10 protein-coding genes and 1 tRNA gene are annotated in these 11,936 nt (G+C 59.8%); 5 read left to right on the top strand and 6 right to left on the bottom strand.

The window, feature by feature from the left end; genetic code table 11:
- Positions 1 to 44 precede the first annotated feature (44 nt).
- Positions 45 to 899 (top strand): hypothetical protein, encoded by an 855-nt coding sequence (locus HS101_02725; protein ID MBE7505179.1) that lies wholly within the window; start codon positions 45 to 47, stop codon positions 897 to 899.
- Positions 900 to 1,086: 187 nt separating this feature from the next.
- Here HS101_02725 and HS101_02720 read toward each other — a convergent pair.
- Positions 1,087 to 2,222, bottom strand: a protein-coding gene (locus tag HS101_02720; GenBank protein MBE7505178.1) for an IS630 family transposase whose coding sequence is annotated in 2 segments (ribosomal slippage) — positions 1,087 to 1,790 and positions 1,790 to 2,222 — 1,137 coding nt in all. Because the reading frame shifts where the segments join, the coding sequence is not laid out codon by codon here.
- Positions 2,223 to 2,676: 454 nt separating this feature from the next.
- Here HS101_02720 and HS101_02715 point away from each other — a divergent pair.
- Positions 2,677 to 3,567, top strand: a complete 891-nt coding sequence (locus tag HS101_02715; GenBank protein ID MBE7505177.1) for a hypothetical protein — start codon at positions 2,677 to 2,679, stop codon at positions 3,565 to 3,567.
- Between the two features lie 584 nt (positions 3,568 to 4,151).
- Here the strand turns inward: HS101_02715 and HS101_02710 are convergent.
- The 4 genes from HS101_02710 to HS101_02695 form a co-directional block, all read right to left on the bottom strand.
- A tRNA-Leu gene (locus HS101_02710) sits at positions 4,152 to 4,237 on the bottom strand.
- A gap of 155 nt (positions 4,238 to 4,392) precedes the next feature.
- Positions 4,393 to 6,420 carry a hypothetical protein gene (locus HS101_02705; GenBank protein MBE7505176.1) on the bottom strand — a complete coding sequence of 676 codons (2,028 nt, stop codon included), beginning with the start codon at positions 6,418 to 6,420 and terminating at the stop codon, positions 4,393 to 4,395.
- A gap of 159 nt (positions 6,421 to 6,579) precedes the next feature.
- Positions 6,580 to 7,392 (bottom strand): hypothetical protein, encoded by an 813-nt coding sequence (locus tag HS101_02700; protein ID MBE7505175.1) that lies wholly within the window; start codon positions 7,390 to 7,392, stop codon positions 6,580 to 6,582.
- 47 nt (positions 7,393 to 7,439) lie between these two features.
- Positions 7,440 to 8,156 carry a hypothetical protein gene (locus tag HS101_02695; protein ID MBE7505174.1) on the bottom strand — a complete coding sequence of 239 codons (717 nt, stop codon included), beginning with the start codon at positions 8,154 to 8,156 and terminating at the stop codon, positions 7,440 to 7,442.
- A gap of 119 nt (positions 8,157 to 8,275) precedes the next feature.
- Between HS101_02695 and icd the strand changes: the two genes are divergently transcribed.
- From icd to HS101_02680, 3 genes are all read left to right on the top strand, one after another.
- The gene (gene icd / locus HS101_02690; protein ID MBE7505173.1) at positions 8,276 to 9,526 is read left to right on the top strand and encodes an NADP-dependent isocitrate dehydrogenase; all 1,251 of its coding nucleotides are present in this window, start codon (positions 8,276 to 8,278) and stop codon (positions 9,524 to 9,526) included.
- A gap of 153 nt (positions 9,527 to 9,679) precedes the next feature.
- Positions 9,680 to 9,853: a hypothetical protein gene (locus HS101_02685; protein ID MBE7505172.1), complete on the top strand. Its 174-nt coding sequence runs from the start codon at positions 9,680 to 9,682 to the stop codon at positions 9,851 to 9,853.
- 26 nt (positions 9,854 to 9,879) lie between these two features.
- The gene (locus tag HS101_02680; protein ID MBE7505171.1) at positions 9,880 to 10,908 is read left to right on the top strand and encodes a twin-arginine translocase subunit TatC; all 1,029 of its coding nucleotides are present in this window, start codon (positions 9,880 to 9,882) and stop codon (positions 10,906 to 10,908) included.
- A gap of 51 nt (positions 10,909 to 10,959) precedes the next feature.
- On the opposite strand, the gene efp is transcribed toward HS101_02680, so the two are convergent.
- Complete coding sequence (gene efp, locus HS101_02675; protein MBE7505170.1) at positions 10,960 to 11,517, bottom strand: elongation factor P; 558 nt, start codon at positions 11,515 to 11,517, stop codon at positions 10,960 to 10,962.
- Positions 11,518 to 11,936 lie beyond the last annotated feature (419 nt).

The following is an 11,936-nucleotide window of genomic DNA, read 5'->3' as shown; positions in this document are numbered from 1 at the left end:
GCCCATTCTGCTTTGAATATTCCGGCACGCCCCCGACAATACCCATGATGAGCATGACGCGCAGGCAATCGCATGACGCGGGCGTGAGGGCCGCACCACAGGGCGCAGAGGCGCGCTGGTCGCCGATCATGCTCGTCGGCGCATTGAGCGGGCTTGTCGATCCGCTCATCGGTCTCTATGCCGAGATCACCAGCATCTTCTGGAACCCGAAGCTTCCGCCCCGCGCGGACACGCCGCGCCGTCGTTCGCGCGGGCTGACTCTCGTGCTCGGCGGCATCGAAGGCCCCAGCCCCTACAACCGCGCGATGGCCTGCGCTGTTCTCGAGTCGGGTTATCGCGGGGCGGTTCGACGCATCGACTGGAACGGGGGCCTGCCGCTCATCCGCTCGCTGATTAACCTGATGAGCAAGCGACATCAGAAACGCTGGGCCGCCGAGGTCGCCCGGCAGATCGTCGAGCAAAAGCGCGCGCACCCCGACGCGCCGGTTTGCCTGCTTTCACAATCCGGCGGCACGTTCATCGTGGTTAAGGCGCTGGAGCTGCTGCCGGACGACGTGAAGGCATGCACCGCTGTCTTGCTCGCGCCGTCCATCTCGCCGGCTTATGACATCTCGATCGCGGCGTCGAAGTGCTCGGAAGGACTCGTCTCGGTCGGCGGTCCGGGCGACTACATGTTCCTCGGCATCGGCACGAGCCTGCTGGGCAGCTCCGATCGCGTCTTCGGCCCGGCCGCCGGCTGGGTCGGCTGGCATCACCACGGCCGGCCGGACTTTATCGAGCTTCGCTGGCATCCCTCGTGGCTGGCGCACGGGTACCTTGGCAATCACACGACGACCTCCTCGGTGAAATTCCTTTCACGAGTGATCGCGCCGCGGTTTCAGACGAGGAAGGCTCTATAAAGCGGCCGCGTCGATCGCCGTCGGTGTTCGGTGTGAGATGCGCGAGCTTTGATCTGCCCTGGTAGGGGAGCGTCGAGTCTTGGAAGCGTCGGGTCTTGGGAGGGTTGGTCGCGACGTAACCGGAGGAGCGAAACTGCCCGGGACAGGGGTCGAACCTGCACTTCGTTTAACCGAAACTAGTACTCCGTCATGTTTCAATTTGCGGGTAAAGCCGATGGAGCTTCACGCGGGCATCATCGGTGGTGAACTGCCAGTTGATTCGTTTGGATCGATGGTTCCGATTTGATTCCCATGCCTTCACTTGCTTTGTTAGGGCCTTTTCATCGGGGACGCGGCCGTTGAGAGCCTGCTTTTCCATCACGCTGAACTCGATCTCCGCCATATTCAACCACGATCCATGCTTGGGCGTATGCACCACGTCCAGCTTGTCCATCAGCCGTCTTGCCTCGGCTGGAGGGAAGGCGGCATAAAGGCTCGACACGGTGTGGGTGTTGAGATTGTCCATCACCACGGTGATCTTCTCCGCACGGCGGTAGTGGAGGTCCACCAGCGCCCGCATCTGGCCGGCAAAGTCGGTTTTGCAACGCCGCGACGTCACCGTCACCTGCCGCCAACCTTTGAGCGGCTCCACGAAGACAAACAAATTCGCCGTCCCATTGCGCTCGTATTCATAGTCATACCGCGCCGCCTGACCCCGCTTCGCCGCCATCGGCCGACGTACCTCCGAGACCAGTTGCTTGGACTTCTCATCGAAACAGACCACCGGGCGTTTCGGATCATAGGGCCGGTGATAAACCTCCAGAACATTTTCCATCGCACAGACGAACGCCGCATCCTGGTCCGGCGGAATGCACCACATCTTCTTCTGCCACGGTTTCAACTCGTTTTTTGAAGAACACGCCGGATCGTCTCATGGGACACCGCGTCCACGATCTTCAATTCCACCACCCGGTCGGCCAGCAGCCGGAGCGACCAACGTTCGTATCCCTTCGGCGGCTGCGAGCAGGCCACGGCCACAAGTTTGGCCTCCTTGCGGCCGTCGAACTTTGGCGCCACCGGCGGGAAGGGCCGTTTCTTCGGTGCCAAACAGGCCTCCAATCCTTCCTCTACAAACCGCTTCCGCAGGTACTCGATGCTCCGAACCGACACCGCCAGGCCTTCTGCGATCCGCGTATCGGGCCAGCCCGGTCGTGACTTCGATTCATCCGCCTGAAGCAGAATGTTCGCGTGCCGAATTTTGTAGGCCGCCGCCCTGCCCGTCGAAACCAACTCCTTTAATCGCCGCCGCTCCACCGCCTCCAGCCGAACCACATACCGTTTCATCGCCGATCCTCCATGATCAACAGGCCATCCACGGCCATCCAATCATGAACATCGACCCTTTCCAAAAATAACCCGCAAAGCTAACGATGACGGAGCACTAGGCCCTCAACGAATTGGCCGGAAATCGTAATCGCTTGCGAAACCGGCAATTTATGGTGGCCTCCGGAATACGAAATACCGGAACTGGCACCAGAGCCTGCTCGCGAGCTTTCAGCGAATGACATTCTGAATCGCGTTGAGGAGATTCTACCCGGTCTAGATAAGCGATAGTGCTCCACGATCAGACTATGCCTGCGAGCATACTCTTCCGAGCGAGCGGTTTCATGGCACGTTGAGATTGAATCCCAGATCGACATGTCGCATAATTACGGGGTATAGGAGGCTCCACGAATTCTCTCGGAGCCGTCTGCCACGGATGGGCCAATCAAGTCTGATTTCTTTCAGGGATCGTGGCATGAAAAGACTACGGCTAGCGGCCTTGTTGGCGGCACTTCCTTTCGTCCTTGGCGGCAACTGCCAAATGACAGGGGCTCCGGCAGGCTCCAGTGCGATGTCTATCGACACTGATGGTGACGGGCTCAGTGACGCATTTGAGTTGATGATTTTTACAAGCTCAACCAATGCAGATACGGATGGAGACGGATTAAGTGATGGGGACGAAGTTTTGATCTATCACACCGACCCCAGTCACACGGACACAGACCTTGATTGGCTTTCTGATTACAAAGAGGTTATCGAGGTCGGTACCGACCCGAATTCGCCAGACACCGACTTGGATGGCCTCGATGACGGCTTGGAGCTAGACCCTAACTTCGCAAGCGACCCGCTCAATCCTGATACAGATGGCGATACGATTCTGGATGGTGATGAAGTCGCCTTTGGCCTTGATTTGCTGCTTCCAAACACGCTTGGCCTCGTCACGGAGCTATATTGCAGCGACTTTATTGGGGTTTCCGTGACAGGCATCAAAGGTGTTTATCTTCGAGGCCAGATTATATCAGACTTCCCATTGGGCTTTTTCTATGGCGATGTGGTTGCACTAAACGCACCCATTCCAGGTAACCGAACCGGGGCGGTAGTTGCGAATCTTCGGACCAAACAGCATGGTTACTTCGGCTACGAGGGCGATCTAGAAATCGGCGGTGGCTTAATTACGGGAGCGACGCCCGAAAGCGGTTCGATTCGAATCTTTTTGACTTCTGGGTTCAGTTTTCTTGTCAATACATTCTACGTTAATGAAACTGCTGATTGGTTTGTCGGCGATGCAGTTGAGATTATCGATCGAGGGTTCGCACTTGAGATGCTGAATACAAACGCCTGTGAAGTTGTTCTCGTTTTGCCCTGAATTATGTCGAAGGAAGTCAAAACCCACTTGCAAAGCAGGATTCAGCGTGGTGGAAATTTCGAACTCAAACAGCAACGTGACGAGGCAATGCTATGGCCTAGTTTCTTGTCTACTCATTTGCTTGCTCGGGTGTGATGGGGGACCTTCCCTTGACGGAACTTGGCGGCTTCAAAGTACGTCCGGACTTGGCCTAACTTGTATCGACGTGATGAATAATCAAATAGTGCGTGTCGATGATGGCTGCGATGGATCGTTAAATCTATTTACTTCCAATCAGCCCGCAACAATTACTGGCAGTCGTGCGATTTGGTCGATGATTCTAACCACATCACTCGGAACTTCACTGTTTACAATAGACGGTACCCTGCAATCTGATGGAAGCATGATCGGCGTGCTTACGGTAATCGTCAATTCGGCGCCATTCTCAAGCGGTTTCATCGGCAACCGTCTTTAAGACAGATTCTTAAGAAACTGATCCGAGCTAGGGCCGCACTTCGGTCGTTTCGAGCTTGCGATTTACCAAACTGCGACCTTAACGCTTTTGATTTCAACGACTTTCTGGCTTTCTCGGGGAAAGAATCAACTGCCCGGGACAGGGGTCGAACCTGCACTTCGTTTAACCGAAACTAGGCCCTCAACCTAGCGCGTCTGCCAATTCCGCCACCCGGGCTGGGGGTCAATCGTGCGGAGCCTGATAAGGCTAGCAGCCGTCGATGTGAACGTCAATAACTCTGCGAATTGGGGTTTTTTCGCGATCCGCGACCGCCGCCGCCGGTGGGCGGACCTCCGAATGAATTCGACATTTCGTGATGAATCGAGCCGCGTCTAATTACACCCGAAGGTCAGGCAGAAGACCATCTCCGGCATGTCCAGACCGTCGGTGAAGCCGTCGAAGTTCAGGTCGCTGCGGATGATCGCGCCGGGCGGATTGTCGATTCCCAATAGCGCATCCACGAAGCAGGGGACATCGCCGTCGACGTCCACCATGCCGTCGGCGTTGCAGTCGCCGAAGAGCGGGATCGTATCAATCACGACGGATCCACCGTAAGGCGTCTCGATGCCGTCCTGGTTGCGGGCCTTGGCGCGGACCGTGTAGCTCTGCCCCGCAAGCAGGCCGGTCAACATGGATGTGTTGCTCGGCTGCCAGGTGAATGCGCCGCCGTACGCGCCGGGCGGATCGACATCGAAGTAGATGCCGGACATGCCGACGTTGAGATTGGTAAACGCCCCGGTCGCCGTCACCTGGGCCGTTGTAAACTCTACGCTCGAAAAAGCCATGCCGATCGGCGTTTGAATGTGGCTGGCAGTGCAGGCGGCGGGCGAATAGGCGCCCTCATTCGGCACGCCGTTGCTGTCACGGGCCTTCACGCGGTAGCAGTATTGCGTGTTGGGCGTGAGGCCGAAATCGACGTACGAGTTCGGATTCTGCCAGCCGCTGGTTGTGCCGCCGGGGTTGCCCGTCGTCTCTTCAAAGAAATGCTGCACCGGCAGGCTCGCGTCGATCGTACCGGCCGCGGTCATGGTGATGCTGGTCGAATCGAGCGCCGCCGGCGGGCTGTCGAAGGAGAGCGGATCGGGCTGCGGCGGATCAAGATCTTCTATGACGGGAATCGACTCGCGAAATTGCGAAATGGTCAGCGCCGTGTTGTTGATGGTCTGCGCGTTGTGCGCTTCGAGCGGCTGACCGATCGGGACGCCGGTCGGCACGCCGTTGAACAGCACGTTGGGATTCGAAAAATAGTTCACCCGTGAGCCGGGCTCGTAGGACATGATTGTGCGCTTGAGGTCCGGGGCGTTGAAACGGTGGCCGTAGGCGTATGGATAGATGCCGGTGTCGGCGTTGTCGCGATCGTGCTGGCAGCCCTGGTTGTGGCCCAGCTCGTGGGCAAGGGTCAGGTTGGCCGCAGCACAGGTCCGCAGCGTGACACTAAACGCAAGCGTCTGGAAGCCGGAGGACAGCGACGTCATCAGATAGGCGATGCCGCAGTTGTCCGAGCTGTTTACGATGAGGGCGCACAGGTCGGCGCCATGCGTATTGCGGAGCGAGTGGACTTCATCGATGAATCCATCGGAGGTTCCCGAGAAGCGTCCCAGGTCGAGGCCGGCGTTGCCGGTTTCGGGGTAGTTCGTCTCGGCCATGTGGACCAGGCGAAGTCGCGGATTGATCTGGCTGGACGAATAGGCGCCGTTGGTGACGCTGATCGAGAGGATCAGCAGCGACTCGATGCCGTTGGTTCCACCGGCGGCGTTCTTGGCGGTGGTGGTGTACATGCCGAGCACGTCGATTTCCGAACCGTCATCGACGCGCGGCGAGGCCCCCCGTGGATCGCCGGGGCTCGATGGCTGTTCGGTCAATTCCGCGGCCTGATGTGGGATCGCGTGCTGTTTGCCCGTTCCGCAAGGCTTGAACGCTGATGGATCCAGTTCGACGACTTCATGCAGTCCGCCGGGGATCGAGCGAATCTCAAAGACGCCGCCGTTATCCAGATCGATGCGTGCGCAGATGACGTCGTGATGGACGACCAGGTAGAAGCTTGATCCGGGGATGTTCTCGAACTGGCCGGTCCAGGTGTAACTATCGGCGGAGCGGATTTCCCGGCGCGTCAGCGCCCCGACGGGCGATACATCGTCGAACAGGTCGAAGCGCAGGCGGCGGTCGGTCATATCGGTCATGCCGTGCAGCACGGCGAAGTTGACATCGACTGTGCGACTGCGAACAGCGGTCTCTTCAAGGGTTCGGCGCGGCGCGGCGACCTGGGCCGAGCTGAGAAAGGCCGGTTGAGCATTGGCGATCGCGGCAACGGCCAACAGGACGCAAGTGCAGATAGAGAAAGACAGGCGAGAATACTGCATGGATTCGCTCCCGAGGTTCAGGCTGGGCTTCGTTGGGCAGTTAAGATTGATACATGATGATAGGCCGATTGGGCCCCAGGAACAAGGCAAAAGGACTTGTTTTCGGTCTTAAAGTGTGACCCGGACGATGCCAATTCGCGATATGTGGGCGAGTTGTCCTCAGTTCTTTTTTTTGTCGGATCGCCAGATTCCCGTCAGCAGGAGAATGATGCCGATCCACGCGGCGCCGGCCGCGACGGTCGCCGACGCCTGAATCCGGGGATGAGCCGTGATCGCGGCGAGGATGAAGAGTACTCCGGAGATCAGCAGGATGACGCCGCCGGCGCTGGTCAGGCGATTGACGAAGCGAGAAGTGCCAAATGTTTGACCCTTTGTCGCGCCGGCATCTTCCGCCGTCGGATCCACACGGATGCCGGGCGGCTGCCCGCTCCGCCCGCGCGAGACGGCCTCCAGGAAAGACCTTTTCTCCTCGCGCGTCGAAAGGATGCCGTGGAGGCCAATGACTTGCTCGCTGCTGTGCCGCTTGAGCCACGGTCGGATGTCACTGATCGCGACGAGCGAGATGTCGTCCCACGCCACCTGTGTCAGCCCGCCCATGTTGCGTACAAAGAGGCCGCCCTTCGTCAGCGCGGCGAAACGGCCGATCTGGTTGGCGCGACGAATCCGCCAAGCCAGAAAGACGAGCGGCGAGGCGAGGACCGCAAGCGTAACACCCGTGCCGCCAGTCTGACCCAGCGCCCCGACGGTCAGGCCGTACACCATGGGGCCGTAGAAATAGACCATCAGTGCCGCGAAACCGAGCGTCCCGACGTAAGTCATCCACGGCCGCGACGGCTTGAAGACGATCGTCGCCTCGTCATACTCAAACGCGCACTCCGGGCAGCGATGCGCCTCCGGCAGTCCGTGCAGTGCGTAGGAGCAATTGGGACAGGCGTCAATAGGCGGGTGGCAGATCACGCGGTGAATTCCCATGTTCCCGGCGGATTCTGGTGCCCTGGGTACTTTGCAGAGGTCGGGCTTTAGTTCAGCTCGGCGATCCTCACCCCGACCATGGCAATCTCGCGGCGGATCAACTCTGAGTCAGGCTCCAGCGCCAACATTCTCGCCAGGACGCACGCCGTGCTCGACCACGCCTCCTGCTGCGAAAGAACCGTCCGAAGATTGTTGAGCATGCGCATGAGCGTGGCCTTCGCGGCGACGGCCTCGAAGGCGGAATCGTCCAGTTGGATCGGTTTGCCTAACAGATGAGACACGAGCCGCTCGCAGCCCGCCCGACTGAGCACCTGTCCGCCGCCGAAGGGATCGATGACAAGGTCGCCGATCGATGTCTTGCGTTTGATGACGAAGTGTCCAGGCAGACCAACGCCGACAAAGGGCCAGCGCAATTGCCGGGCGATGTCGAGCCAGATGACGGAGAGCGAGATGGGAATCCCGACGCGGCGCTCGATGACTTGATCGAGCAGGCTATTGCGCGGGTCGTAATAGTCGGTGATGTTGGCCGAGAATCCTTCCTCCTCGACGAGAACGGTCCGCAGCGCCGCCACCTGGTCGGCGGGCGAAACGACCTCGATCCGCTCAACTCGCCGGGCGAGGCCGTCGAGCCGCTCCAGCCACGGCTTCGGGTCGAGCCCGGGGCTGTGGTCCGCGGCGAATAGCAGGGCCGCTTCGGCGATGCGAATGTCGCCGTCAGGCTTCTGTACGAGCAGATCAAAAGGATGTGCGAAATCGAACTTCACGGCGGCATCTCTCGGTGTCCGGTCGTCGCCGGACTGGCTGAAAACGCAGGATTCGATACTATTCTATTCGCGACACAAGGTCGGGCACAGCAAGATCAGATTACTTCGGGAGAAGATTCATGGCAGGCCAGAAAATCACGATGAGCGGCGGCAAGCTGAACGTTCCGGACCATCCGGTCATTCCCTTCATCGAGGGCGACGGGACCGGGCCGGACATCTGGCGGGCCAGCGTGAAAGTCTTCGACGCCGCCGTGCAGAAGGCCTACTCGGGCAAGCGGAAGATCGAGTGGCAGGAAGTCTATGCCGGCGAAAAGTCCTTCAACATGTTCAAGGACAAGCTCGGCGAGGCAAAGGCATGGCTGCCCGATGACACCATCAAGGCATTCCAGGAATATCTCGTTGGCATCAAGGGGCCTCTCACGACGCCGGTCGGCGGCGGCATCCGTTCGCTGAACGTCGCGCTCCGCCAGATGCTCGATCTCTACGTCTGCCTCCGCCCGGTTCGTTACTTCAAGGGCGTGCCCAGTCCGGTCAAGCAGCCCGAGCTGACTGACATGGTCATCTTCCGCGAGAACAGCGAAGACATCTACGCGGGCATCGAGTTTCAGCAGGGGACCGACGATTGCACGAAGTTCCGCAAGCTCCTGGCTGATAACTTTCCCGACAGATTCAAGAAGGTGCGCTTCCCGGATACGACCGGGTTCGGCATCAAGCCGGTGAGTAAGGAAGGCACCTACCGCCTGGTCAAGGCGGCGATCGAGTACGCCATCTCCCAGGGTCGCAAGAGCCTGACCCTGATCCACAAAGGCAACATCATGAAGTTCACCGAGGGCGCGTTCCGCGATTGGGGATACGCCCTTGTGAAAGAGAAGTACGGCGCGACCGACCTCGACGGCGGTCCCTGGCAGGTCATCAAGAACGGCTCACGCGAACTGATCATCAAGGACGTGATTGCCGACGCATTCCTTCAACAGATTCTTACGCGGCCGGCGGAGTACGACGTGATCGCCACGCTCAATCTCAATGGCGACTACATCTCCGACGCCCTCGCGGCGTGCGTCGGCGGCATCGGCATCGCCCCCGGCGGAAATGTCAACTACGACACCGGCCACGCCGTTTTTGAGGCGACGCACGGCACGGCTCCGAAGTACGCCGGCAAGGACCAGGTGAACCCCGGCAGCGTCATCCTTTCAGGTGAGATGATGCTCCGCTACATGGGCTGGAACGAGGCGGCCGACCTCATCATCCGCGGCGTGGAAGGCGCCATCGCCGCGAAGACCGTCACCTATGACTTCCACCGGTTGATGGAAGGTGCCAAGCTGCTCAAGTGCAGCGAATTCGGCGACGCGGTGATCGGCAAGATGGGGTGACGCCCATTGATGGTGCGGCCCGATCTGAGCTTTGGGAATCGTCTGCACTAGATGGTTGACGGCTCTGGAGCGTCGAGGCCTCCGTCGGGACACATTGAGTGTCAAAAGCAAGACAATGCCGCCGATCGCGATCCGCACGCAGGTACGCCGAAGATGAAGCCCGGCGCGAAGCTGGGGGTCATCGCCATGAAACAGCACTGTGCGGCGCACCTGCCGGCGTATATGATCCCTGACACGTTTGTTTTCATGGACAAGTTGCCCGCGACGTCCACCGGAAAGGTCGATTTTCAGGCATTGATCCGGCAGGCCAAGGGCGGTTCAACGTAAGGCACCAACGAGCCGGACAGGGTCGGATGGCTTCCATCTTCTCACGCTACTCCGACGATCCAGACGACAAGCGAATGTCCTTCGGCGATCACCTCGAAGAGCTGCGCCGGCGGTTGATCTACGGGCTGATCGGCTTCGCGGTCGCGGCGGTCATCTGCTTTAACTTCGGCGGGCCGATCATCGAGACGCTGACCACGCCGTACAGCGTGGCCATGCACGAGCTGGGCTTCGACCCGCAGATGGTCCAGCTCAACCCGGTCGAATCGTTCGTTGAGTATTTCAAGATCGCCATGGAGTTCGCCCTGGTGCTTGCGGCGCCGTGGCTGCTTTATCAGCTTTGGCTGTTTGTCGCGGCCGGGCTTTATCCGTCGGAGCGGCGGATGGTCCGGCTTTTTGCCCCGACGTCGATCGCACTGTTTGTCGTCGGGGCGGCGTTCATGATCATGGCGGTCCTTGCGGGGCTGCTGAAGTTTCTCATTCAGGTGTCCATGTGGTTTCCGCTGCCCAGCCAGGACAGCGCTCTTTATCAGTGGCTGGTTACGAAGCCGCCTGCGGTGACGCAGCCGGCCGAGCCCATTGACTCGTTGCCCGTGACAGTGCCCGTTCTGGATGAGAACCCGGTCAGCCCGCGCGATGGCGAGATCTGGATCAGCCGGGGCGAGCGCCGTTTGATCGCCCGATACGACGGCGAGACGTATTACATGCCGCTGAAGCCGATGAGCAATCAGCAGTTCGTTCAGCCGTTCTTCTCCATTTCGGAATACCTCGGATTCGTGGTGAATCTGGCGCTGGCGTTCGGGATCGGATTCCAGATACCGATTGTGGTGGTGTTTCTCATCATGATGGGGATCGTGCCGGCGGATCGGATCGGCGCGGCGCGGCGATACGTTTTGCTCGCCGTGGCGATCTTCGCGGCGGTGCTGACGCCGACGCCGGACGTGGCCACGATGATGATGCTGGCAGTGCCGATGTACGGGCTGTTTGAAGCGGGGCTATTGGTGGGGCGGATGCTGGAAGCGCGGAAAGTGGACGCGGAGCCGCCGGAGCCGGCTTGACGCGGCGGACGGCCTTGCCATGCTGCGCGAACTTGTGGGGTGACGCGGGGGCTAAGCGCGTTCGAGGTACTCGCCGGTGCGCGTGTCGACGCGGATGACTTCGCCATTAACGATGAACGGAGGCACGCGGACGACGAGGCCGGTCTCGAGGGTGGCTTCCTTGCTCTGGTTGGTCGCCGTGGCGCCTTTGACAACGGGCGGGGCGTCGGTGACGGTGAGCTCGACGACGTTGGGCAGTTCGACGCCGATGACCTGGCCGTCCATGAGCTTGGCGCTGACGCGCTCGTTGCCTTTGAGGTACTTGTCGGCGTCGGGCATGATCTCGGCCGAGGCGTGAATCTGCTCGAAGTTGTTGACGTCCATGAGGATGAAGTTGTCGCCATCCTTATAGAGGTATTCAAAGGGCCGGTCCTCGACATGGGGCGATTCAAAGTTCTCGTCCATGTTGAAGCGGTTGTCGACGATCTGACCGGTCTTGAAGTTCTTGAACTTGAGCTGCATGTAGCTTCGCCAGTTGCCTTTGGCGACGCGGGTGGACTCGTGGACGATCCAGAGCTTGTCCTCCCAGATGACCGCCTGGCCTTTGCGAATGTCGATGGCTTTGGGCATGTTGCTAAGTCTCCGGACGGTAAATCCGCATTCGAGCGCCGGCGGGGCTGTCCGACAGACCCTGACACGAGGCAAACCTGACGCGCATTGGAGCCCCATAGTTTCGGCCAATTCGGCGGGGCTGTCAAGAAATGAGAGGGGCGCACATATGCGGACGATGGGCGGTTCTTTGCCGAGTAATCGAGCGGGAGGCGGCCCGCGCAACGCGACATCAACAAGCGGCGGGCCCGAGAATCCGGGCGCTGGGGCCGCCAAGACCAAGGTGACATAAGGTGACACACACGCGGGCGAACGATGCCAAGCGCTGTGGCGGGCACGTGTTGGGGCGCTTCGCGTTTTGGGCGGTTTTTGGTGAAAACGTCAAAACGCCAAAAAGTCAAAACGACAAGACTTTGAGCGGCGGCGAGTGGGCGCGGTTT

The sequence above is a fragment of the Planctomycetia bacterium genome, from assembly GCA_015075745.1.
Lineage (GTDB): Bacteria > Planctomycetota > Phycisphaerae > UBA1845 > UTPLA1 > UTPLA1.
Note: the sequence above shows the minus strand (reverse complement) of the source record. Positions and strands in the feature narration are given on the sequence as shown.

What these genes read in the sequence shown, in the direction of transcription:
- HS101_02705 (MBE7505176.1), bottom strand. Translation starts at nt 6,420, where the DNA reads ATGCAGTATTCTCGCCTGTCTTTCTCTATCTGCACTTGCGTCCTGTTG.
- efp (MBE7505170.1), bottom strand. Translation starts at nt 11,517, where the DNA reads ATGCCCAAAGCCATCGACATTCGCAAAGGCCAGGCGGTCATCTGGGAG.
- HS101_02715 (MBE7505177.1), top strand. Translation starts at nt 2,677, where the DNA reads ATGAAAAGACTACGGCTAGCGGCCTTGTTGGCGGCACTTCCTTTCGTC.
- HS101_02700 (MBE7505175.1), bottom strand. Translation starts at nt 7,392, where the DNA reads ATGGGAATTCACCGCGTGATCTGCCACCCGCCTATTGACGCCTGTCCC.
- HS101_02680 (MBE7505171.1), top strand. Translation starts at nt 9,880, where the DNA reads ATGGCTTCCATCTTCTCACGCTACTCCGACGATCCAGACGACAAGCGA.
- HS101_02685 (MBE7505172.1), top strand. Translation starts at nt 9,680, where the DNA reads ATGAAGCCCGGCGCGAAGCTGGGGGTCATCGCCATGAAACAGCACTGT.
- HS101_02725 (MBE7505179.1), top strand. Translation starts at nt 45, where the DNA reads ATGATGAGCATGACGCGCAGGCAATCGCATGACGCGGGCGTGAGGGCC.
- icd (MBE7505173.1), top strand. Translation starts at nt 8,276, where the DNA reads ATGGCAGGCCAGAAAATCACGATGAGCGGCGGCAAGCTGAACGTTCCG.